Genomic DNA, 22,631 nt, shown 5'->3' with positions numbered 1-22,631 from the left:
CGAATGCGCTCTCTGACCCTGCACCTGAAAATCCTGATCACCATTCTGGTGGTGCTGGGTATTTCGGTCACCGCCTACCAGATTTTCGTGTTGGGTATCCCGGTGACCGAGGACGCCACTGACGACTTGTGGAACATCGACGCCAAGGTCGAGTTCGTCGCCAACCCCAAGGACCCGGTCAAAATCTCGATGTTCGTGCCGCCGCTGAGCCGCGACTTCGTCAGCCTCAATGAAAGCTTCATCTCGAACAACTATGGGGTGAGCGTCAACCGTACCGACGGCAACCGCAAGGTGACCTGGTCGGCACGCCGGGCCAAGGGCAAGCAAACCCTGTACTACCGCCTCGTGCTGACCAAGCGCTACAGCGGCGAAAAGCTCAAGGTCAAGGGCCCGACCTTCCGCGACAGCATCGCCGTGGAAGGCCCGGAAAAGATCGCCGCCGAAGCCTTGCTCGCGCCGATCCGCCAGCACTCGGCCGACGTCGAGACGTTTATCGGCGAGGCCATCAAGCGCACCAACAACCTCAACGACGATAATGTGAAGCTGCTGCTGGCCGGCGACCCGTCGACACCGCACAAGGCCAAGATCGTCGAGCTGCTGCTGTCGATTGCCCACGTGCCGATCGAAAAGGTGCACACCCTGCGCCTGGTGGCCGACCAACCGCAGACCCCGGAGCTGTGGCTGCGCAGTTTCAATGGCAATGACTGGCTGTACTTCAACCCGGAAACCGGCGAACAGGGCCTGCCGGCCGACCGCCTGCTGTGGTGGACCGGCGATGAAAACCTGATCACGGTAGAGGGTGGCAAGAAAGCCGCCGTGACCTTCAGCCTGAACAACAGCGAAATGAACGCCATTCGCCTGGCCAAGCTGACCGATGAGAACACCGACGCCAACTTCCTCGAATACTCGCTGTACGGGCTGCCGCTGCAAACCCAGCAGACCTTCATGATCATGGTGATGATCCCGATCGGCGTGCTGGTGATCCTGATCCTGCGCAACCTGATCGGCCTGCAGACCCTGGGCACCTTTACCCCGGTGCTGATCGCCCTGGCGTTCCGCGAGACGCAGCTGGGCTTCGGTATTGTGTTATTCACCATCATCACGGCGCTGGGCCTGTCGCTCAGGTCGTACCTGGAACACTTGAAACTGCAGATGCTGCCCAGGCTGTCGGTGGTGCTGACCTTCGTGGTGGTGCTGATCGCGGCCATCAGCCTGTTCAGTCACAAGCTGGGGCTGGAACGCGGGCTGTCGGTGGCGCTGTTCCCGATGGTGATTCTGACCATGACCATCGAACGCCTGTCGATCACCTGGGAAGAGCGCGGCGCCACCCATGCATTGAAAGTGGCGATCGGCACACTGTTCGCCGCAACCCTGGCGCACCTGATCATGAGCGTGCCGGAACTGATCTACTTCGTGTTCACCTTCCCGGCGATCCTGTTGATTCTGGTGGGTTTCATGCTGGCCATGGGGCGCTATCGCGGCTACCGCCTGACCGAACTGGTGCGTTTCAAGGCCTTCCTCAAGGCTGATTCATAATGTTCGGCTTCTGGAAAACCTGGAAGGCCCTGGAGGCGCGGGGGATCATGGGCATCAACCGGCGTAACGCCGACTATGTGCTCAAGTACAACAAGCGCAGCCTGTATCCGATTGTGGATGACAAGATCATCACCAAGGAGCGCGCCATCGCCGCCGGCATCCATGTGCCGGAAATGTACGGGATCATTTCCACCGAAAAGGAAATCGACAAGCTCGATGAGATCCTCGATGGGCGCAGCGACTTCGTGATCAAGCCGGCCCAGGGCGCCGGCGGTGATGGCATCCTGGTGGTCGCCGACCGCTTTGAAGGGCGCTATCGCACGGTATCCGGCAGGTTGCTGACCCATGAGGAAATCGAACATCAGATTTCCAGCATCCTCACCGGCCTGTATTCCCTGGGTGGCCACCGCGATCGCGCCTTGATCGAATACCGCGTGGTGCCCGACCAGATCTTCAAAAGCATCAGCTACGAAGGCGTGCCGGATATCCGCATCATCGTGCTGATGGGCTACCCGGTCATGGCCATGCTGCGCTTGCCCACTCGCCAGTCGAGCGGCAAGGCCAACCTGCACCAGGGCGCGATCGGCGTCGGCGTCGACCTGGCGACCGGCGTGACCCTGCGCGGTACCTGGCTGAACAACATCATCACCAAACACCCCGATACCACCAATGCCGTGGACGGTGTGCAACTGCCCTACTGGGACGGTTTCATGACACTCGCCGCCAGCTGCTATGAGTTGTGCGGGCTGGGTTATATCGGCGTGGACATGGTGCTGGACCAGGAAAAAGGCCCGCTGATCCTTGAGCTCAATGCCCGGCCAGGGCTGAATATCCAGATCGCCAACGACTGCGGCCTGACCCTGCGCACCCATGCGGTAGAGGCGCGGCTGGAAGCGTTGAAGTCGGCCGGCGTGACGGAAACCCCGCAGGAGCGGGTGAAAATCGTGCAGGAAATGTTTGGGCATATCCCACCGGTTGAAGGCTAAATGCTGACTTGTTCCGTACACCCACTGCCCTACCGGGCCAACCCCGCCGAGTATTTTGCGGCGATTCGCCACGCGCCTGGGGCCGTGCTGCTGGACAGCGGCCGACCTGCGGCCGAGCGTGGGCGCTATGACCTGCTCAGCGCTTGGCCGCAAGCGACGCTGACGGTATTACCTGACGAAAGTGGTGACGGTTTCCTGCAGCGTTTGCGGGAAAACCTTGCGCAACTGGGTCGGGCGGATCTGCCTGCCGGTTATGAACTGCCCTTTACCGGCGGGCTGATCGGCTACCTGAGCTATGACTTTGGTCGGCACCTGGAGCCAATGCCGCACCTTGCGGCGGATGACTTGCACCTGCCGGATGCGCGCATCGGCCTGTATGCCTGGGCGTTGATCAGCGATCATCAGGCACAAACCAGCCAGCTTGTATTCCATCCGGCATTGGCCGACAGCGAGCAACAGCGCTTGATCACGCTGTTCGGCCAACCGGTGGCCGAGCCAGGGGCGCCCTTCACGCTGCTGGGGCCCATGGCGCCCGACCTCAGCGCCGAGGCGTACCGGCAGGCCATCGTGCGCATCCAGGATTACATCCAGGCCGGCGACTGCTATCAGGTCAACTTCACCCAGCGCTTCCGGGCCTCCTGCGCTGGCGACCCGTGGATCGCTTACTGTGCGCTGCGCCAAGCCTGCCCGACGCCCTTCTCCGGTTTCCAGAGCCTGCCGGACGATGGCGCGGTACTGAGCCTGTCGCCCGAACGTTTTGTGCACATCAGCGAACGCCGGGTCGAAACCCGCCCGATCAAAGGCACACGCCCCCGCGGCTTGACGCCCGAAGACGACGCCGCCAACGCCGCCGAGTTGCTGGCCAGCCCCAAGGACCGTGCCGAAAACCTGATGATCGTCGACCTGTTGCGCAACGACCTCGGCCGCACCTGCCGCATCGGCTCGGTGAAAGTACCGGAGTTGTTCAGCCTGGAAAGTTACCCCAACGTGCACCACTTGGTGAGCAGCGTCACAGGGGTGCTGGCCGACGACAAAGACGCCCTCGACCTGATCGCCGGCAGCTTCCCCGGCGGCTCCATCACCGGCGCCCCGAAGATCCGCGCCATGCAGATCATCGACGAACTGGAGCCGACGCGGCGCGGTTTGTACTGCGGTTCGCTGATGTACCTGGACGTGCGTGGCGAGATGGACAGCTCCATCGCCATCCGCAGCCTGCTGGTCAAGGATGGGCAGGTGTGCTGCTGGGGCGGCGGCGGGATTGTCGCTGATTCAGAGTGGGAGGCGGAGTATCAGGAATCGCTGACGAAGGTGCGGGTGTTGCTGCAAACGTTGGAAAACCTGTAGCGTCCCTGCCAACCCAGCGTCTCGAAAGAAAGGATCCCGGCGAGAAAAAATCTGAATCAGAACACCCGTGGACCGGGTGCGAGTTGCAGGTTAGCGTCCAGCTCTGACCGTCCAACCGCCGTCTGTGAAGGATCACATGAAGCGATTAAACACTCGCCAGAAATCATTTCCGAGATTGCATCCCAACCTGACCCCACCTATCATCTCCCAAATTGGGAGGTATCAGCGATGCGGATAATCGCTCTATCAACCTTACGGATATTCTGGGAAAGCCACCCAGCGCAGATCGACGCCAAAACGCCACTGGTCGAACTGTTTCGTCATATGGAGAAGGCCATTTACCCGACACCCCAAGCACTCAAAGCAGAGCTCAGAACAGCGAGCATTCTCAAAGGTGGCAGGGTTGTTTTCAACGTGGGTGGCAACAAGTATCGAGTGATCATGGCGATCGATTATCAGCGTCAGCTGGGGTTCATACGTTTCGTAGGAACCCACGCGCAGTACGACCAGATCAACGCGGAGACCGTGTGATGAACATCAAACCTATTCATTCTCAGGAAGACCTGACCGCTGCGCTTACGCGTATTGAACAACTGTGGGGAGCTGAAAAAGGCTCACTGGCGGGAGACGAGCTGGAAATCCTCGCAATACTCGTCGAAAAATACGAGGCGGAGCATTATCCAATGCCGCCTTCCAACCCAGTGGAGGCCATCAGGTTTCGCATGGAACAACTTGGCATGACCGCCCGCGACCTGGAACCCTTTATCGGCACCAGTGGACGGGTGTCTGAGGTGCTGAACCACAAGCGTAAGCTCAGCCTGTCAATGATCAAACGCCTGCATGAAGGCTTGCGCATTCCCTATGAGAGTTTGCTGGCAGACGCCTGATCGAGGGTGTCGTTACAGGCTCAACGCCCGATTCGACGCCTTGATAAATTCTTTCTTCAAATCCTCAAACGTATGCACCGCCGGGAACTGCGGGAACTCACGAATCACGTTTTGCGGCGCATGGAATAGAATCCCACGGTCCGCTTCGCCCAACATGCTGGTGTCGTTGTAGGAGTCACCTGCGGCAATCACGCGGTAGTACAAGCTTTTGAAGGCCAGTACCGACTGGCGCTTGGGGTCTTTCTGGCGCAGTTGGTAGCTCACCACCCGGTCATTTTCATCAGTGATCAGGCGGTGGCACAGCAAGGTCGGGAATCCCAGTTGGCGCATCAGCGGCTGGGAGAATTCGTAGAAGGTGTCTGACAGGATCACCACCTGGAAACGCTCACGCAGCCAGTTCACGAACTCGATGGCGCCGTCCAGAGGTTTGAGCGTGGCGATCACTGCCTGGATGTCGGCGAGCTTGAGCCCGTGTTCGTCGAGGATCCGCAGGCGTTGCTGCATCAGCACATCGTAGTCGGGAATGTCGCGGGTGGTGGCCCGCAGGGACTCAATACCGGTTTTTTCGGCGAAGGCGATCCAGATTTCCGGAACCAGCACCCCTTCCAGGTCAAGACAGGCAATTTCCACAAGACACTCCCGTTGGTTGTTATAAGTTGAGCGAGTACAAGGACTGCCGAACTCTAGCGACTCAAGCCCGTCGCCGCAACGCAGGGTGGATTTGATACCATCACTCCCCTATAGAGCGCTCAGCGCCACTGACCTGTAGGAACCGTCCTGATGAACCAAGCCTTCGACGTCGCCGAACTCGCCGCGACTTATGCCAACAAATCCGCCCAGGATATTCTCAAGCTGGCATTCAGCCAGTTCGGCGATGACCTGTGGATTTCCTTCAGCGGTGCCGAGGATGTGGTGCTGGTCGATATGGCTTGGAAGCTGAACAAGAACGTCAAGGTCTTCAGCCTCGACACGGGCCGCCTGCACCCGGAGACCTACCGGTTCATCGAGCAGGTGCGCGAGTTCTACAAGATCGACATCGAATTGATTTCGCCCGACCAGAGCAAGCTGGAACCTTTCGTCAAGGAAAAGGGCCTGTTCAGCTTCTACAAGGACGGCCATGGCGAATGCTGCGGCGTGCGCAAGATCGAGCCGCTGCGCCGTAAACTCGCCGGCGTGAGCGCCTGGGCCACCGGCCAGCGTCGCGACCAGAGCCCCGGCACCCGCAGCCAGGTGGCGGCGCTGGAAATCGATAGCGCGTTTTCCACACCGGAGCGCACCCTGTACAAGTTCAACCCGCTGGCGCAGATGACCAGCGAGGAGGTCTGGGGTTACATCCGCATGCTGGAGCTGCCGTACAACAGCCTGCATGAGCGCGGTTTCATCAGCATCGGCTGCGAGCCCTGCACCCGCCCCGTACTGCCTAACCAGCACGAGCGCGAGGGCCGCTGGTGGTGGGAGGAGGCAACCCAGAAGGAATGCGGGCTGCATGCGGGGAATATCATCAGCAAGGCATGAAGCTGAGGCTGTAAAAAAGACTGTGGGAGGGGGCTTGCTCCCGATAGCGGTGGTTCAGCCAGATTGCTGGTTACTGACACACCGCTATCGGGAGCAAGCCCCCTCCCACATTTGTTTTGTGCCATTCATGAAAATGTACACACAGATGTAACGATCGGTGCCATTTATGTGTGCATCTTTTTCGTCACAGCACCAAAACGTAACACCCGCGCCCTTGCATTATTTTGCTCGGAATCAGCTTCGTGCGGCCTTCAAAAATAAATACCTGTTCAAATGGTCAATTTATATCCATTCAAATTCAGATAGTTATCAAAAATACATATAAAAACGAAATTAGACAGCCGTTTAATAGATCGAAAACTGGCACGCATGTGGCTTAAGGTGAAATAGGTTTTGTATACAATAAATACAAATCATACATACACTTTGCCATCCGCGGCTCGCTCGCAGATGCGCTGGAGCCTGCCGGAATGCGTACAAGTCTTTCGAATAACATCGCACTGGATCTGCCCTCCTCCGCCCTGAAACCCGAGGCTACAAGCCCTGGCCCCCTGGTGCTCAGCCCGCGCCTGCACAACCAAGACCTGGCACCCACCAAGCGCGAAGGCCGACGCTGGGGGCGCTACAGCATTTTTGCGCTGTGGACCAACGATGTGCACAACATCGCCAACTATTCATTTGCCATCGGCCTGTATGCGCTGGGGCTCGGCGGCTGGCAGATCCTGTTATCCCTGGGTATCGGCGCGGCGCTGGTGTACTTCTTCATGAACTTGTCGGGGTTTATGGGGCAGAAGACCGGTGTGCCGTTTCCGGTGATCAGCCGTATCAGCTTCGGTATTCATGGCGCACAGATTCCCGCGTTGATTCGCGCGGTCATTGCAATTGCCTGGTTTGGTATCCAGACCTACCTGGCGTCGGTGGTTTTCCGCGTGTTGCTATCGGCGATTCATCCAGGCTTTGCCGACTATGACCACAACTCGATCCTCGGCCTGTCCACCCTGGGCTGGGTGTGTTTCGTGACGATCTGGTTCGTGCAGTTGGCGATCCTGGCGTATGGCATGGAAATGGTGCGTCGCTACGAAGCCTTCGCCGGGCCGGTGATCCTGGTGACCGTTGCCTCATTGGCCGGTTGGATGTATTTCCAGACCGCAGGTGATATCGCCTGGTCGATCCGCGAGCCGCTGAGCGGCGGCGAGATGTGGCGCAATATCTTTGCCGGCGGCGCGTTGTGGCTGTCCATCTATGGCACGCTGATCCTTAATTTCTGCGACTTCGCCCGCTCTTCACCGTGCCGCAAGACCATCCTGGTGGGCAACTTCTGGGGCTTGCCGGTGAACATCCTGGTATTCGCGGCGATCACCGTGCTGCTGTGCGGCGGCCAATTCCAACTCAATGGCCGCGTGATCGAAAGCCCTACCGAAATCATCGCCGCCATCCCCAATACCTTCTTCCTGGTGCTGGGCTGCCTGGCTTTCCTGATCGTCACAGTGGCGGTGAACATCATGGCCAACTTCGTGGCACCGGCCTTCGTGCTGAGCAACCTGGCGCCCAAGTACCTGAACTTCCGTCGCGCCGGGTTGATCAGCGCCACCGTGGCGGTGCTGATCCTGCCGTGGAACCTCTACAACAGCCCGCTGGTGATCGTGTATTTCCTTTCCGGCCTGGGTGCGCTGCTGGGGCCGTTGTACGGGGTGATCATGGTCGATTACTGGCTGATCCGTAAAAGCCGGGTGGATGTGCTGCAGCTGTACAGCGAAGATCCCAACGGTGCTTATTACTACAGCCACGGGGTCAATTTGCGCGCAGTGGCGGCGTTTGTGCCTGCGGCGGTGATCGCGATTCTGCTGGCGCTGTTGCCTGGTTTTGCCGGTGTCGCGCCGTTTTCCTGGTTGTTTGGCGCCGGTATTGCAGGGTTGCTGTACCGGCTGATCGCCAAGCGCCAAGCGTTCTACGCCGATGTCAGCGGCGAAAGCATTGCAGTCGATAACGTCAGTCACTAATCAAGGACACTCCATGCGTATCCTCGTCGTCAACGTCAACACCACCGAATCCATCACCGACACCATCGCCCAACAGGCGCGGGCCGTGGCTTCGCCCGGCACCGAGATCGTCGGGCTCACCCCCTACTTCGGCGCAGAATCGGTAGAAGGCAATTTTGAAAGTTACCTGGCGGCCATTGCCGTGATGGATCGGGTGATGGCCTACGACCAGCCATTCGATGCGGTGATTCAGGCCGGTTACGGCGAGCACGGCCGTGAAGGCTTGCAGGAGTTGCTGAATGTGCCGGTGGTGGACATCACCGAAGCGGCCGCCAGCACTGCGATGTTCCTGGGCCACGCCTATTCAGTGGTGACCACCCTGGACCGCACCGTGCCGCTGATCGAAGACCGCCTGAAACTCGCAGGCTTGTACCAGCGTTGTGCCTCGGTGCGGGCCAGTGGCATGGCGGTATTGGAGCTGGAAGAAAACCCGTTGGCCGCGATGGAGGCCATCGTGCGCCAATCGGAACTGGCCATCCATGAGGACAAGGCCGAAGTAATCTGCCTGGGTTGCGGCGGCATGGCCGGGCTGGACGAACAGATTCGCCGGCGCACGGGCGTACCGGTGGTGGATGGCGTGACAGCGGCGGTGACCATTGCCGAGTCGCTGGTACGACTGGGTTTGTCGACGTCGAAGATCCGGACCTATGCAACGCCACGACCGAAGAACGTGATTGGCTGGCCGGGCCGGTCCTGATACCCGTCAGTGGAGGCTTAACGCTGTCACTGTGGGAGGGGGCTTGTTCCCTCCCACATTCAGACTGCGCTGAACCTTTGCCCCAGCCCCTGCTCGGCAAACTGCTCGATGATGAAATCCACAAATGCCCGGGTCTTGCCGGGCAGCAGTTTGTGTTCGGCGTAATACAGTGAAATGTTGCCGTCGTCGACGTACCAGTCAGGCAGTACCCGCACCACCTCACCGCTGTCGAGGAACGGCACCGCCATCGGCATGCTCACCAGCGCAATGCCTAAACCCTGGGCACTGGCGCAGCACGCCGCCTCGGAGTCGCTCATGGTCATGCCGGGCTTGAGCACCAGCGGGCGGTGCTCGCGCTCCCGACTGGTGAGTTGCCAAGAGCGTACGCGGCCAGTCTGCGGCGAACGGATCAAGATGCCGCTGCAACTCGCCAGATCTTCGGGATGCAAAACGGGCGGGCACTGTGCGAGGTAGGCCGGCGCCGCCACCAGCACCCGATGGGCCGGCGTGAGCTTGCGTGCAACCACCCCTTGGGGCAATTCGAATCCACCGCCGATCGCCGCGTCAAAACCCTGGCCGATCAGATCGACTTGGCGGTTATCAAAATGCCAGTCCGGCCTGATATCCGGAAAGCGCTGCATGAACTTGCCCAGCAACGGCACCACGTACCGATTACCGAACACCGTGCCCATGCTGACCTTGAGCGTGCCCACCGGGCGCCCCTGCGCACTGGCCAGGTTGGCCACGGCATTTTGAATGGTGGTGAGGCTGGCGCCGACTTCTTCGAGAAACAGCTGGCCGGCTTCGGTCAAGGTCAGGCGCCGGGTGCTGCGCTGGAACAAGCGCACACCCAGGCGCGCTTCCAGCTTGGCAACACTTTTGCCCACCGCCGCCGGGGTTAGGCTCAGGTGCCGGGCGGCTTCGGCAAAACTGCCGCCTTCAGCGCTGCGCATAAAGCATTCGATACCGCCAAAGCTCTCCATATCGCCCCACTCTAAACTTTTGGTTTACACAGACTATAGCAATCACGGTCTACCGGGCGCGATGGTCCAGGCCGATACTCGCTTCCAACCACAAGGCATTCCGCCTTGAACAGCTCGGAGATCGACATGACCACACAGAACCTCAGCGGCAAAGTTGCCTTGATCCAAGGCGGTTCCCGCGGCATCGGCGCCGCCATCGTCAAGCGCCTCGCCGCGCAAGGTGCAGCCGTCGCCTTTACCTACGTCAGCTCGGCCGACAAGGCGCAAGCATTGCAGAACAGCGTGATCAGCGAAGGCGGCAAAGCCTTGGCGATTCATGCCGACAGCGCCGATGCCACGGCGATACGCCAGGCGGTCGACACCACCGTCGCAGCGTTCGGCGGCCTGGACATCCTGGTGAACAACGCCGGTGTGCTGGCCATCGGGCCGCTGGAAGAGTTCAAGCTGGAAGATTTCGACCAGACCCTGGCGATCAACGTGCGCAGCGTGTTTATCGCCACTCAGGCAGCCGCCAAACACATGAAAGACGGTGGACGCGTGATCAACATCGGCAGCACCAACGCCGAGCGCATGCCGTTTGGCGGTGGCGGGCCCTATGCCATGAGCAAATCCGCGCTGGTGGGGCTGACCAAAGGGCTGGCACGGGACCTGGGGCCGCGTGGCATCACCGTCAACAACGTGCAGCCTGGGCCGGTGGACACCGACATGAACCCGGCGAACAGTGATTTTGCAGATAGTTTGATTGGGTTGATGGCGGTGGGTCGGTATGGGCATGTTGAAGAGATTGCCAGCTTCGTCGCTTATCTTGCGGGGCCGGAAGCCGGCTATATCACAGGCGCCAGCCTGACTATCGATGGTGGTTTCAGCGCTTAAACCACTGTGGGAGGGGGGCTTGCTCCCGATGGCGATGTGTCAGTCACTGTATCTGGTGACTGAACCACCGCCATCGGGAGCAAGCCCCCTCCCACACGGTTTGATCGTGTTTGTTCAGGACATCGGCGGCAAGCCATAGGCGGCGAGATCGAAGTCTGCAAGTTTGCGAATGATCTGGTCAGCATGCTGGTACTTGCTGTCAGCCATGGCTTCATCCGGCACGGCGATGGCGGTCATATGTGCGGCTTTCGCGGCGGTAACGCCGAACGGCGAATCTTCGAAGACCAGGCAATCCTCGGGCGCGACGCCCAGGCGGCGGGCGGCGGTGAGGAAGATGTCGGGGGCCGGTTTGGCGGCGCCGACTTCCGGGTCATCGGCCGTGACGATGGTGTCGAACAGAGCAAACCACTCGCGGTGCAGCGTGGTCTTGTGGCCAAACGAATTGCGCGACGAACTGGTGCCCACGGCAATCGGAATATGGTGTGCTTTCAAATGCCGCACCAGCGCTTCGGCACCGGGCATGCCCAAAGCCTTGGGGAAACGCTCGCTCATCAGCGGTTCGCGGATGGTCAGGAACTGCGCCGGTGTGATCGGCAGGTCCAGCGCCTTGACCACATAATCGGCCAGGTCCTGGGCACCGCGGCCAATGATGTGCTGCTTGATACCCCAGTCATAGGTTCGGCCGTAGCGTTCGGCGATGATCTGCGTCACTTCGGTGTAGATGCCCTCAGTGTCCAGCAACAATCCGTCCATATCGAATATCACGGCCTTGATCGGACCGACAGCGCTACGCGGTGCATTCATCACAACAGAACCTGGAGGAAGGACTAAAAGGATTCAGCACAATAACGGCCACGCTTGTCGGCAGGCAACCCTTTGCCATGACCGCCCGCACTGCAAAGGCGCAGGGAACGGCAGTGGAGCTGTTCAACCTCGCGGTGTAGATGCGCTTGATCAGGCGGGCTCAGACAGGCAGCCCAAACCGTCCAATGTGGCCTCCACCGCCTGGTCCAGCGGCGTATGAGGTTCCCTGCCCAACACCGCGACCAGGCGTTCATTGCCCATGCGCAACGGGGTGCGCCAGAGGTAACGCATCTCCTGCATCTCACGGAACGTGACGACAAAGGGCGCCGCCACCTTCAACAGCCACCAAGGGAACCGGCCTACGCGAGGTTGCTGACCCGTCCTGCGCAACACCACACGCTGGATGGCCTCGCTCATCTGTGTGCCATCGGCATCGACGAAACCCGCCATGTGAAAACGGGCGAACGCGTCAAGGGTGGCACGGCGCTCAAGCAACTCGACCATCGTGCGCGCCACGTCCGGCAAATAGGCCCACTGATGCAGCACGCCACGCGCGCCCGGATAACTCACTTTGGCGACCGGTTTTCCAGGCTTGATCAGCCCCATGGAAAACCAGTTATTGGACGCACGGGCGCCGAAAAAATCCCCGGCGCGTACGATCAAGACCCGCGCGCCCCGGCGGGAGGCGTCGAGCAAGCGCTGCTCCAGTTGCACACGGATCGCCCCTTTGCGCGTCTGCGGGTGCTGGGGCGCATCCTCATGCGGCAGCGCAAACGCATCCGGCCCGAAGTTATACACCGTGCCCGGCAACACGATGGTCGCGCCCTCGGCAATCGCCGCGGCGATGGTATTGTCGATCATCGGCAGTACCAGCCCGGCCCAATTGCGGTAGCCCGGCGGGTTGACCGCATGGAAGATCACCTCGCAACCACGCGCTGCCGCCAGTACTTGCTGCCGATCGAGTGCGTCGCCCTTGAGCCAGGTGAGGTCAGGGTTTCGCCGGCGCGCTTTGTCGACATCCCGGGTCAACGCAAGCACGTCCCAACCCGCCGCTGCCAGTTGCTGCGCGACCTCGCCACCAATGCCACCGGTTGCACCCAATACCAGAACCTTGCTCATCACACTCTCCCACGTTGGTTGGTGAGCGCATTCTGTTCCGGACCCGGCTATAGAGGAATTGCCTAAGACCCACCAGTCGCTATACATTTATGCATGGCATCGAATATTGGTTGGGAGCTTTACCGGTCGTTCCTGGGTGTACTCAAGGAAGGATCGTTGTCGGGGGCCGCGCGGCTGCTCGGCATCACCCAGCCTACGGTGGGCCGGCATATCGCTGCGCTGGAAACGGCGTTGGACGTGGTGCTGTTCACACGTTCACCGACAGGGCTGCTGCCGACGGCGGTGGCGCATACCTTGCGCGCCCACGCTGAAACCATGGAACGCACCGCCGCCGCCCTCGAGCGCGCCGCCTCCTCCCACGGTGACGAGGTGCGCGGTGTGGTGCGGGTTTCCGCGAGTGAAGTCGTCGGCGTGGAATTGCTGCCACCGATCATCACTCAATTACGCCGTGAGCATCCGCACCTGCGGGTCGAACTGGTGCTGACCAACCGCCTCAGCGATCTTTTGCAACTGGAAGCCGACATCGCCGTGCGCATGGTCCGGCCCAGCCAGGAACAACTGCTGGCGCGGCGCGTAGGCCTGATCGAAGTCGGCCTGCACGCCCGTGATGATTACCTGCAACAACGGGGCGTGCCCCTGCACATGCAAGACTTGGCCAACCATTCGGTGATCGGCTTCGACCAGGAAAACGCCTTCATCCGCAGCCTGGCCATCAAGGGCTTCGAACGCAGCGCCTTCGCCCTCTGCAGCGACAGCGACCTGGCACAACTGGCACTGATCCGCGCCGGTGCCGGCATCGGTGGCTGCCAAGTGCAACTGGCCAAGCGCGACCCACGCCTGCAGCGAGTGCTGCCGCAGTTTTTCGCGCTCAAACTGGACACCTGGGTGACCATGCACGAGGACCTGCGCAACAGCCCACGCTGTCGGGTGATGTTTGATGCATTGGTGGCCGGTTTGCAGCGTTACGTACAGCTTTGAGACAGCTTCACTGGTAAAGAATCAGGCTTCCCAGATTCCGTGTGCAGAAGCCCCCATGTCCGAAGCCTTCGAAGTCCCCAGCCCCCACGAAAAACACATCGAACACACCACCGAACATGCCCACGGCCGCGGTGACAATTTCGCCAGCCGCATTGCCGTGATGACCGCGCTGATGGCCACCCTCGGCGCCATGCTCAGCTACCAGGCCGGCTCCACCGAAAGCGAAGCGGCGATGGACAAGAACAACGCCGCCATCATCAAGACCGAAGCCGCCAACCAGTGGAATTACTACCAGGCCAAATCCAGCCGGCAAAACCTGGCCGAACTGGCCGCGCACATCCCCGGCGTCGATGCGGCGCACTACAACGACGAAGTGCAGCGCTACAAAAGCCAGAAGGAAGAAGTGCGCAAACAAGCCGAAAAACTGGAGGCCACCTCCCGAGAGTGGGATCAGAAATCCGAAGAGGCACTGCACCAGCATCACCGCTGGGCTCAGGCGATGACGGCGATTCAGATCGCGATTTCGTTGGCGGCGATTACCTTGCTCACGCGGCGTGAATGGCTTAAGCGCATGTCCTATGCGGCGGCGGGTGTGGCGGTGGTGCTGGGCAGCCTGGCGTGGTTGCATATCTGACGCCAAGCACGTCCCGGTGCGCGGGTATCCGCGCCTGTCAGCCTGGGCGTAAGTGCGGGTATGAAAGTGAAACCTTTGGCTGGCGGATTTCAATCTGCCAGCTGAGCGATTAGAGTGTCGCGCCCCGGGAAATTGGATCCCGGGCTTGAGTTCATGGAGTTATTCAGTGAAGTACGTCAGTAAAGTGGTTGCAGCAGCAGTTCTGGGTTTTACCCTTGCAGGTTGCACCGGTACCGCGATCAAATCCCCGCATTACGACAGCAGCCAATACACCGTTTTGGGTCACAGTGAAGCCAGCGCCACCGGCATCATGCTGTTCGGCTTGATCCCGATCGGCCAGAACAGCCGTTTCGTGCGCGCGCAGGACGCGGCCATCAAGGCCAAAGGCGGCGATGCACTGATCAACACCCAAGTGCAAGAAAACTGGTTCTGGGCCTGGGTGCTCAGCGGTTACACCACCAAGATCTCGGGTGATGTGGTCAAGCTGAAAACTGCGCAATAAATGATCGTGAAATAGTCAAAATCGCCAGGGCTCAGGTCCGTGCGCGACGTATCATGGGCCATACCTTCGAGGATGGCCCATGAACCTCAGTATCCTTTACGCCCTCGCGGCCGCCGCCTTGTTCGGCGCCAGTACCCCACTTGCCAAAAGCCTGGGCCTTGGCCTCTCGCCCATACTCCTCGCCGGCCTGCTCTACCTTGGCAGCGGTATCGGTCTGGCCGGTGTGCGCTGCATACGTGATCGCGGCTGGAAGTCTAGCGGATTGGCCCCCTCGGAATGGCCCTGGCTGCTCGGCGCCATCGTCTTCGGCGGCATCCTCGGGCCTGTCGCCCTGATGTTCGGCCTGACCCGCACCGCCGGGGCCACGGCTTCATTGATGCTCAACCTCGAGTCGGTACTGACTGCGGTTATCGCCTGGCTGGTGTTCAGGGAAAACGCCGACCGCCGTATCGTGCTCGGTATGCTCGCCATTGTGCTGGGCGGCGTAGTGCTGTCCTGGTCCGACGGCGGCGCTACCAGCCAGGACTGGACGGGACCGTTTGCCGTTGCGCTGGCCTGCCTGTGCTGGGGGATCGACAACAACCTGACGCGCAAGGTATCCGCGTCTGACGCCCTGTTTATTGCAGGCGCCAAGGGCTTGATTGCCGGGTGGGTGAATTGCAGCTTGGCGCTTTATCTCGGCGCGCAGCTCCCGAGCGCCGTACAAATTGCCCCCGTGTTGCTGGTCGGGTTTCTTGGCTATGGCATCAGCCTGGTCCTGTTCGTACTGGCACTCCGCGGGCTGGGCAGTGCCCGCACCGGCGCCTACTTTTCGACAGCGCCCTTCCTCGGGGCTGCGGTTGCCTTATGGGTGATGGACGAGTCGGTCACCGCCGCGTTCTGGATCGCGTCGGCGTTGATGGCTATCGGCGTGTGGCTGCACCTGACAGAGCGGCATGCCCACGAGCATCTGCATGAAGCAACGGAACACGGGCATCGCCACGTGCATGATGAGCATCACCAGCATGAGCATGACTTTGAATGGGACCCGGCGGTGCCGCATAGCCACGTGCATGTGCACAGTGCGATGAAGCATAGCCATGCGCATTTTCCGGACGTGCATCATCGGCATAGGCATTGAGGAGTGGCGTTTTCAGGGAATGTATCAAGGCCCCTCAGCGCGGCCCTAAAAGCAGCGTTCGTTCAAGCGTGGTCGCCGTTGTGAGCTTTACGCTCGTACTCCCAGCCTTTGCACGCCAATCCTACAGGCTTGGGAATCAGGGCAGAGTCCACTATCGACTTCGCGCCGTAACCCAGGTCCTTGAGAATCTCGCACTCTGCTGCGAAATAAGCAGTGATGCCGTCGTGCTCAGTGACTTTGCCCTGCTCTGCTCAATTCCACTACGCGATGGGTGCGATCTGCTGGATGTCATTGGGCGTCGGCTGGACATGCCGTGTACGTGATCTAGAACGGGAAATTTCCAAGCCCAGAAAGCACAAAACCCCTGGTTTCTTTCGAAACCAGGGGTTTTGTTTACATCGAATTTGGCGGTGAAGGAGAGATTCGAACTCTCGATACAATTTCTTGTATACACACTTTCCAGGCGTGCTCCTTAAGCCACTCGGACACTTCACCGTATCTCGTCAAACCAGTTCAGTCTGTCGAGGCGCGCTAATGTAGTCGAAAGCCTTTCCGATGGCAAAGGTTTTTTTCAGAATTTTCATGCGGTTAGACGGTTATGTCATAACCCGCCTGGTCAGGGACGGTGATTCTGCCATTCTTGGGCATGGGCAACGTGAGCCTGGGACGCTCGGTGCGCCCTGCTCCGGGCCGTCTAAGCTTGGGTGTGGCGTAAAAGCCTGACTGGGTGGTCAGTCACGGCGCTTTACCGGGGCGGGCGTGGTGGGTAACGTTTGCGTATGCATTTCTATCCGTAGCTTCTCTATAACAAGTCTTACAAGGAACCGCGTCATGAGTGAGTTGATTGCCTACCACCTCGAAGACGGTATCGCGACCCTGACCTTGAGCAACGGCAAGGTGAATGCCATTTCTCCGGCGGTGGTCAGTGAGTTCAATGCGGCGCTGGATCAGGCCGAGAAAGACCGGGCCGTGGTGGTGATCACCGGGACGCCGGGGATACTGTCGGGTGGTTATGACTTGAAGGTGATGACCGCCGGCCCCAAAGAGGCGATCAGCCTGGTGACGTCGGGCTCGACGTTGGCGCGTCGTCTGTTGTCCCACCCGTTTCCGGTGATCGTCGCTTGCCCTGGGCATGCGGTGGCCAAGGGCGCGTTCCTGTTGTTGTCGGCCGATTATCGGATTGGTGTGGAAGGCCCGTTCAGCATCGGCCTGAATGAAGTGGCGATCGGCATGACCATGCACCACGCCGGTATCGAATTGGCGCGGGATCGCCTGCGTAAGTCGGCGTTCCAGCGTTCGGTGATCAACGCCGAGATGTTCGACCCGCAGGGCGCCTTGCATGCCGGCTTCCTGGATAAGGTCGTCGCCCCCGAAGAGTTGCACGCAGCGGCCCTGGAAGCGGCGCGTCAGTTGAAGAAGATCAATATGAACGCCCACAAGCACACAAAGCTGAAAGTGCGCAAAGCACTGCTGGAGGCGTTGGATGACGCAATCATTCAGGATCAGGGGCATGTCCTGAGCTAAGTCCTCACAACTGCAGCATCAGAGCCCGACCTTGAGTCGGGCTTTTTCTTACAGATAAATCAGAATCATCTATAGGCGCTCTAGTCGGGCGATGTCGGCGCATATTGAAACATGTGCTTAAACATCGCCTATCTCCCACGTCTGCAGGGGCAATTGCCGAACCCAGTGCACACCCGTACACTGCGCCACCCTTGTACCGATGGACCGTGTCGATGCTTTTTCTGCTACGTATGCTGTTGATGGGCCTGCACTTTATCGTCGCCGGTGTGCTGGGCGTAGTGTTGGGCCTTTGCCGTCCGTTCAACCCGGACAACAGCCGCCTGTGCGCCCGCCTCTATGCGCTGCCGGCCATGTGGCTCTTGGGGCTGAACGTGAAAGCGCAGGTCGACTCGCTGCGCAACAAGCCCGGCACCTGCGTGATCATCGCCAACCACCAGTCCAACTATGACCTGTTTGTGTTCGGCACCGTGGTGCCTCACCGCACGGTGTGCATCGCCAAGAAGAGCCTGAAATGGGTGCCGCTGTTCGGCCAGTTGTTCTGGCTGGCAGGCAATGTGCTGATCGACCGAGGCAATGCCTACAAGGCACGCCGGGCAATGCTTACCACCACCCATACGTTGCAACATGAGAACACCTCGATCTGGGTGTTCCCGGAGGGCACACGCAACCTGGGCAAAGGCCTGTTGCCGTTCAAGAAAGGCGCATTCCATATGGCGATTGCGGCCGGAGTGCCGATCGTGCAGGTGTGCGTCAGCAACTACATCACCCATATGCAGCTCAATCGCTGGAACAGTGGGGATGTGCTCATACGGTCGTTGCCGCCGATTCCTACGGTTGGGCTGACTTCGGATGACATCCCCCGGTTGATGCAAAGTTGTCAGGTGCAGATGGATGAATGCATCGCGCAGATGGATCGTGAGTTGCGGGCTGCTTGAACACCGCCCGGGGGTGCTTCGCCCCCTAGCGCGAGCAAGCTCGCTCGCCACAAAAAGCTTGTCGCAATGACAGCTACGACGGAACGTCATTCAGGCTAAGCTGCCCAACATCTGTCATCCCAATAAGAAGCGATCAGCACCATGGGTAGAGTTGTTGCGGCTGCCGTCTACAGCGCCGGCAAGAAAGTCACCGATATCACCCTCGACGAAGGCGCCGCCTGGGCCGCCAAACCTGACCACTTTGTATGGATCGGCCTGGAAGCACCCAACGCTCAAGAGCTGGCCAACCTGCAACGCCAGTTCAACCTGCATGAACTGGCCATCGAAGATGCCCTGGAAAAGCACAGCCGCCCGAAGCTGGAAACCTTCGGCGATGCACTGTTTATCGTCACCTACTCACCGGTGCGCGAGAACGGCAAGCTGGTGTTTATCGAAACCCACATCTTCGCCGGCAATGGCTACATCATCACTGCACGCAATGGCCACTCGGCATCCTACGGGCTTGTGCGCCAGCGCTGTGAGGCGCGGCCACTGTTGCTGGAGCATGGGGAAGATTTCGTACTCTATGCGCTGCTGGATTTCGTCACCGAGAATTACCAACCGGTGAGCGAGGCGATCCATGCCGAGATCGATGAACTGGAACGCAACGTATTGTGCAGCTCGCTGAATGAGCGTGATATCCAGAACTTGCACGGCTTGCGCCGCGATGTGCTGCGGCTCAAGCGCTACGTCGCGCCGATGGTGGAGATCAGCCAGGAGCTGCAGAAGCTGAGCTTCCCGTTCATCGACAAGAACATGCGCCCGTATTTCCGCGATGTGCAGATCCATGTGACACGGCAAATGGAAGACCTCACCACCCTGCGCGATATCGCCAGCCAGACCATCGAGATCGGTGTGTTGCTGGAGGCTTCGCGTCAAAGCGTGGTGCAGCGCAAGTTCGCCGCATGGGCGGCGATCCTCGCCTTCCCCACAGCGGTGGCGGGGATCTACGGGATGAACTTCCAGAATATGCCCGAGCTGCAATGGCACTACGGCTATTTTGCAGTGCTCGGGTTTATCGCGGTGGGCTGTACCGGTTTGTGGGCCAGCTTCAAGCGTTCGGGCTGGCTTTAACGCTTGGCCTCGGATTTGTGGGCCACGAAACGCATCATCCATTCCGCCACGGTGACGCCGTGGTGGTCGCGCTCCAGGCTGGCGACGCCATGGTTGTAGACCTTCTCGCCCAAGGTCGTCTGAAGGATCTCCAACAGCTCGCGGGAATAGTCATGGACAAATTCCGGATGGCCTTGGAAGCACAGCACCTGATCGCCAATGTGGTACGCCGCAAACGGGCAAAACGCGCTGGAAGCAATCACCGTGGCGTTTTTCGGCAGCGTAGTGACCTGGTCCTGATGGCTGATCAATAGCGTCAGTTCTTCCACTTCAGGGCTCATCCACGGCGCCTTGGCATCGAGCTTGTAATCGTGGATGCCCATGCCCCAGCCCTGGCCCGCGCGCTCGGTCTTGCCGCCCAGCAGCAGTGCCAGCAATTGGTGGCCGAAGCAGATCCCCAGCAGTTTGTCGCCGCGCTCGTAACGCTCGAGCAGATAAGTCTTGAGAGTCTGGATCCAAGGGTCGGTGCCAAAGGAATCAGCCTTGCTGCCAGTGACCAGGTAGGCATCAAACACTTCGTCTTCCGGCGGGTATTCGCCCTGCACAACGTTGTAGACAACGAATTCGGCGGCAATCGGCTGCTTGGAGAACAGGCGCTTGAACATCTGCCCGTACCCTTGGTATTGATCGATCAAGCCTGGACGCAGGATATCGGTTTCCAGGATACAGACGCGTAGCGACATAAAAAATACCTGACACGGTGATGGGAATAATGCACACCCCAGAGCCTGCCCTGAAACACCCTCCAAGGCAAGCCCTTGTGGGAGGGGGCTTGCTCCCGATAGCGGTGGCACAGTTACTGACTCGTCAGCTGATACATCGCCATCGGGAGCAAGTCACCTCCCACATTCAGATCACCGAAATATTTCGCCTTGTGCAGCCTTTTCCAGCAACAACGCCGGAGGAGAGAACCTTTCCCCATATTGCTCCGCCAGGTAGCGCGCCCGGGCGATGAAGTCGTTCAACCCATACTGGTTGATAAACTGCAACGCACCGCCACTCCACGCGGCAAAGCCAATGCCGAAGATCGAGCCCACATTGGCATCCGCCGTGGACATCAACACCCCCTCCTCCACACACCGCACGGTTTCGATGGCCTGGATAAACAGCAGGCGGTCACGTACATCCTGTGGCGAAATCTGTTTACCCGGCTGTTCGAAACGGGCTTTCAGTTCCGGCCACAGGTGTTTTTGCCCGCCTGCCGGATAGTCATAGAACCCACCACCCGCTGCCTTGCCGGCGCGTTTGTACTCATTCACCAGCAGGTCGATCACCCGCGTTGCCGGATGCGTCGGCATCTCCTTACCTTCGGCCTGCAGATCCTTGGCCGTTTGCTGTCGGATATGGCTCATCAAGCTGAGCGATACCTCATCGGACACCGCCAACGGCCCCACCGGCATGCCGGCCTTGCGCGCTTCGGTCTCGATCATCGGTGCGGCCATGCCTTCACCGAGCATAGCGATGCCTTCATTGGTGAAGGTGCCGAACACCCGCGAGGTGAAGAAGCCACGACTGTCGTTGACCACAATCGGGGTTTTCTTGATCTGCAGTACGAAATCAAAACCTCGGGCCAGGGTTTCGTCGCGGGTGTGCGTGCCCTTGATGATTTCCACCAACGGCATCTTGTCCACCGGGCTGAAGAAATGCAGGCCCAGGAACTTGCCTGGATCGGGCACGGCGTTGGCCAGGCCGCTGATGGGCAAGGTGGAGGTATTGGAGGCGATCACCGCTTCGGCGCCGACCACGCTTTGGGCGGCGGCCGAAACCTGGGCCTTGAGCTCGCGGTTTTCAAATACGGCCTCGATGATCAGGTCGCAACCGGCCAGATCGGCATCAGAGGCCGTAGGATGAATGCGCGCCAGGGTGGTATCGCGCTGCTCGGCGGTCAATTGCCCACGCCCCACCTTCTTGTCCAATAGCGCGGCCGAGTGCGCCTTGCCTTTCTCGGCGGCGGCGAGGTTGATGTCCTTGAGCACCACGTCAATGCCCGCGCTGGCACTGACATAAGCGATCCCCGCGCCCATCATCCCGGCACCGAGCACGCCGACTTTGCGTGTCACGTAAGGGGCAAAGCCTTGGGGGCGCGAGCCGCCGGCGTTGATTTCGTTGAGCTGGAACCAGAAGGTACCGATCATGTTCTTCGCCACCTGGCCGGTGACCAGTTCGGTGAAGTAACGGGTTTCGATCAGGTGGGCCGTGTCGAAATCCACCTGCGCACCTTCCACGGCGGCGCAGAGGATTTTTTCCGGAGCCGGAAAGCAGCCGTTGGTTTTGCTGCGCAACATCGACGGTGCAATCGCCAGCATCTGTGCAACCTTGGAGTTCGACGGCGTACCGCCGGGGATTTGATACGCCTTGTTGTCCCAAGGCTGCCTGGCCTCGGGGTTGGCGAAAATCCAGGCGCGAGACTTGGCCAGCAGTTCATCACGGCTCAAGGCCAGCTCATTGATCAAGCCGGCTTGCAGCGCCTGTTGCGGCCGCAGTTTTTTACCTTCCAACAAATACGGCAGGGCCTTTTCCAGCCCCAGCAGGCGCACCATGCGCACGACCCCACCACCGCCCGGCAACAGGCCCAAGGTGACTTCCGGCAAGCCGAGCTGGGTGGATTTATCGTCCAGTGCGACGCGGTAATGGCAGGCCAGGCAAATCTCCCAGCCACCGCCCAGGGCCGCGCCATTGATCGCGGCCACGACCGGTTTGCCGAGGGTTTCCAGGCGGCGCAACTGGGCCTTGAGCACGCGCACACCGTCGTAGAAATCCTTGGCGTGGTGCTTGTCGACCTGGATCAGCTCATTGAGGTCGCCACCGGCAAAAAACGTCTTCTTGGCCGAGGTGATGATCACACCGGCAAGGCTGTCCTTTTCCGCTTCCAGGCGCGTGACCGTGGCCGCCATGGCCTCGCGGTACGCGGCGTTCATGGTGTTGGCACTCTGGCCGGGCATGTCGAGGGTCAGTACCACAATCTGGTCCTGGCCTTTTTCGTAACGAATAGCGTCGCTCATG

General features: G+C 59.9%; 22 protein-coding genes, 1 tRNA gene and 1 pseudogene. 17 read left to right on the top strand and 7 right to left on the bottom strand.

Going from position 1 to position 22,631, the window contains the following annotated elements:
* Nucleotides 1–3: 3 nt before the first annotated feature.
* The 5 genes from rloB to JBE38_RS00505 all read left to right on the top strand — a co-directional run bounded on the left by rloB (nucleotide 4) and on the right by JBE38_RS00505 (nucleotide 4,753).
* Nucleotides 4–1,536, top strand: a complete 1,533-nt coding sequence (gene rloB, locus JBE38_RS00525; protein WP_060756242.1) for an osmotic stress tolerance membrane protein RloB — start codon at nucleotides 4–6, stop codon at nucleotides 1,534–1,536.
* Complete coding sequence (locus JBE38_RS00520; RefSeq protein WP_060756243.1) at nucleotides 1,536–2,522, top strand: alpha-L-glutamate ligase-like protein; 987 nt, start codon at nucleotides 1,536–1,538, stop codon at nucleotides 2,520–2,522. Before rloB ends, JBE38_RS00520 begins: the two co-directional genes overlap by 1 nt.
* Entirely contained in the window at nucleotides 2,523–3,866 is a 1,344-nt protein-coding gene (gene pabB / locus JBE38_RS00515) for an aminodeoxychorismate synthase component I (protein WP_205343331.1), read from the top strand. It begins immediately after the preceding gene.
* A gap of 228 nt (nucleotides 3,867–4,094) precedes the next feature.
* The gene (locus tag JBE38_RS00510) at nucleotides 4,095–4,397 is read left to right on the top strand and encodes a type II toxin-antitoxin system HigB family toxin (RefSeq protein WP_090369264.1); all 303 of its coding nucleotides are present in this window, start codon (nucleotides 4,095–4,097) and stop codon (nucleotides 4,395–4,397) included.
* On the top strand, nucleotides 4,397–4,753 hold the full coding sequence (locus JBE38_RS00505) for a helix-turn-helix domain-containing protein (protein ID WP_090369262.1): 357 nt from the start codon (nucleotides 4,397–4,399) through the stop codon (nucleotides 4,751–4,753). The genes JBE38_RS00510 and JBE38_RS00505 overlap by 1 nt, the downstream gene beginning before the upstream one ends.
* 12 nt (nucleotides 4,754–4,765) lie before the next feature.
* Here JBE38_RS00505 and thrH read toward each other — a convergent pair whose 3' ends face one another.
* Nucleotides 4,766–5,383 carry a bifunctional phosphoserine phosphatase/homoserine phosphotransferase ThrH gene (gene thrH / locus JBE38_RS00500; RefSeq protein ID WP_090369259.1) on the bottom strand — a complete coding sequence of 206 codons (618 nt, stop codon included), beginning with the start codon at nucleotides 5,381–5,383 and terminating at the stop codon, nucleotides 4,766–4,768.
* 150 nt (nucleotides 5,384–5,533) lie between these two features.
* Between thrH and JBE38_RS00495 the strand changes: the two genes are divergently transcribed.
* The 3 genes from JBE38_RS00495 to JBE38_RS00485 all read left to right on the top strand — a co-directional run bounded on the left by JBE38_RS00495 (nucleotide 5,534) and on the right by JBE38_RS00485 (nucleotide 9,004).
* Nucleotides 5,534–6,268 carry a phosphoadenylyl-sulfate reductase gene (locus JBE38_RS00495; protein WP_090369257.1) on the top strand — a complete coding sequence of 245 codons (735 nt, stop codon included), beginning with the start codon at nucleotides 5,534–5,536 and terminating at the stop codon, nucleotides 6,266–6,268.
* Between the two features lie 470 nt (nucleotides 6,269–6,738).
* Nucleotides 6,739–8,268, top strand: a complete 1,530-nt coding sequence (locus JBE38_RS00490; RefSeq protein WP_205343330.1) for an NCS1 family nucleobase:cation symporter-1 — start codon at nucleotides 6,739–6,741, stop codon at nucleotides 8,266–8,268.
* Nucleotides 8,269–8,281: 13 nt separating this feature from the next.
* A complete protein-coding gene (locus JBE38_RS00485; protein WP_205343329.1) occupies nucleotides 8,282–9,004 on the top strand; it encodes an aspartate/glutamate racemase family protein in 723 nt (240 codons plus the stop codon).
* Between the two features lie 59 nt (nucleotides 9,005–9,063).
* Here the strand turns inward: JBE38_RS00485 and JBE38_RS00480 are convergent, their stop codons facing one another.
* Nucleotides 9,064–9,987: a LysR family transcriptional regulator gene (locus tag JBE38_RS00480; protein WP_205343328.1), complete on the bottom strand. Its 924-nt coding sequence runs from the start codon at nucleotides 9,985–9,987 to the stop codon at nucleotides 9,064–9,066.
* A gap of 126 nt (nucleotides 9,988–10,113) precedes the next feature.
* Between JBE38_RS00480 and JBE38_RS00475 the strand changes: the two genes are divergently transcribed.
* Nucleotides 10,114–10,860: a 3-oxoacyl-ACP reductase family protein gene (locus JBE38_RS00475; RefSeq protein ID WP_090372328.1), complete on the top strand. Its 747-nt coding sequence runs from the start codon at nucleotides 10,114–10,116 to the stop codon at nucleotides 10,858–10,860.
* A 114-nt stretch (nucleotides 10,861–10,974) separates the two neighbouring features.
* On the opposite strand, the gene JBE38_RS00470 is transcribed toward JBE38_RS00475, so the two are convergent.
* Nucleotides 10,975–11,664: an HAD-IA family hydrolase gene (locus JBE38_RS00470; RefSeq protein ID WP_104994527.1), complete on the bottom strand. Its 690-nt coding sequence runs from the start codon at nucleotides 11,662–11,664 to the stop codon at nucleotides 10,975–10,977.
* Between the two features lie 150 nt (nucleotides 11,665–11,814).
* A complete protein-coding gene (locus tag JBE38_RS00465; RefSeq protein WP_205343327.1) occupies nucleotides 11,815–12,783 on the bottom strand; it encodes an NAD-dependent epimerase/dehydratase family protein in 969 nt (322 codons plus the stop codon).
* A 93-nt stretch (nucleotides 12,784–12,876) separates the two neighbouring features.
* Between JBE38_RS00465 and JBE38_RS00460 the strand changes: the two genes are divergently transcribed.
* The 5 genes and pseudogenes from JBE38_RS00460 to JBE38_RS27605 all read left to right on the top strand — a co-directional run.
* Entirely contained in the window at nucleotides 12,877–13,761 is an 885-nt protein-coding gene (locus tag JBE38_RS00460) for a LysR family transcriptional regulator (protein ID WP_090369247.1), read from the top strand.
* 55 nt (nucleotides 13,762–13,816) lie between these two features.
* Nucleotides 13,817–14,395 (top strand): DUF4337 domain-containing protein, encoded by a 579-nt coding sequence (locus tag JBE38_RS00455; RefSeq protein ID WP_060756253.1) that lies wholly within the window; start codon nucleotides 13,817–13,819, stop codon nucleotides 14,393–14,395.
* Nucleotides 14,396–14,561: 166 nt separating this feature from the next.
* Nucleotides 14,562–14,897 (top strand): hypothetical protein, encoded by a 336-nt coding sequence (locus tag JBE38_RS00450; RefSeq protein ID WP_060756254.1) that lies wholly within the window; start codon nucleotides 14,562–14,564, stop codon nucleotides 14,895–14,897.
* 79 nt (nucleotides 14,898–14,976) lie between these two features.
* Entirely contained in the window at nucleotides 14,977–16,017 is a 1,041-nt protein-coding gene (locus JBE38_RS00445; protein WP_205343326.1) for a DMT family transporter, read from the top strand.
* Nucleotides 16,018–16,169: 152 nt separating this feature from the next.
* A pseudogene (locus JBE38_RS27605) lies at nucleotides 16,170–16,340 on the top strand (short-chain dehydrogenase); the annotation flags it as partial.
* 82 nt (nucleotides 16,341–16,422) lie between these two features.
* Here the strand turns inward: JBE38_RS27605 and JBE38_RS00440 are convergent.
* Nucleotides 16,423–16,512: transfer RNA gene (locus JBE38_RS00440), tRNA-Ser, on the bottom strand.
* A 336-nt stretch (nucleotides 16,513–16,848) separates the two neighbouring features.
* Between JBE38_RS00440 and JBE38_RS00435 the strand changes: the two genes are divergently transcribed.
* The 3 genes from JBE38_RS00435 (at nucleotide 16,849) to JBE38_RS00425 (ending at nucleotide 19,589) form a co-directional block, all read left to right on the top strand.
* Nucleotides 16,849–17,541: a crotonase/enoyl-CoA hydratase family protein gene (locus tag JBE38_RS00435; protein WP_090369162.1), complete on the top strand. Its 693-nt coding sequence runs from the start codon at nucleotides 16,849–16,851 to the stop codon at nucleotides 17,539–17,541.
* Nucleotides 17,542–17,753: 212 nt separating this feature from the next.
* Nucleotides 17,754–18,476 (top strand): 1-acylglycerol-3-phosphate O-acyltransferase, encoded by a 723-nt coding sequence (locus JBE38_RS00430; protein ID WP_090369161.1) that lies wholly within the window; start codon nucleotides 17,754–17,756, stop codon nucleotides 18,474–18,476.
* A 141-nt stretch (nucleotides 18,477–18,617) separates the two neighbouring features.
* The gene (locus JBE38_RS00425) at nucleotides 18,618–19,589 is read left to right on the top strand and encodes a magnesium and cobalt transport protein CorA (protein ID WP_060756258.1); all 972 of its coding nucleotides are present in this window, start codon (nucleotides 18,618–18,620) and stop codon (nucleotides 19,587–19,589) included.
* On the opposite strand, the gene JBE38_RS00420 is transcribed toward JBE38_RS00425, so the two are convergent.
* Both JBE38_RS00420 and JBE38_RS00415 read right to left on the bottom strand, forming a co-directional pair.
* The gene (locus tag JBE38_RS00420) at nucleotides 19,586–20,311 is read right to left on the bottom strand and encodes an amidotransferase (protein ID WP_090369159.1); all 726 of its coding nucleotides are present in this window, start codon (nucleotides 20,309–20,311) and stop codon (nucleotides 19,586–19,588) included. The genes JBE38_RS00425 and JBE38_RS00420 overlap by 4 nt on opposite strands.
* Before the next feature lie 171 nt (nucleotides 20,312–20,482).
* Nucleotides 20,483–22,630, bottom strand: a complete 2,148-nt coding sequence (locus JBE38_RS00415; protein ID WP_205343325.1) for a 3-hydroxyacyl-CoA dehydrogenase NAD-binding domain-containing protein — start codon at nucleotides 22,628–22,630, stop codon at nucleotides 20,483–20,485.
* Nucleotide 22,631 lies beyond the last annotated feature (1 nt).

It is taken from the genome of Pseudomonas sp. ICBG1301 (assembly GCF_016918385.1).
Taxonomy (GTDB): Bacteria; Pseudomonadota; Gammaproteobacteria; order Pseudomonadales; family Pseudomonadaceae; genus Aquipseudomonas; species Aquipseudomonas palleroniana.
Note: the sequence above shows the minus strand (reverse complement) of the source record. Positions and strands in the feature narration are given on the sequence as shown.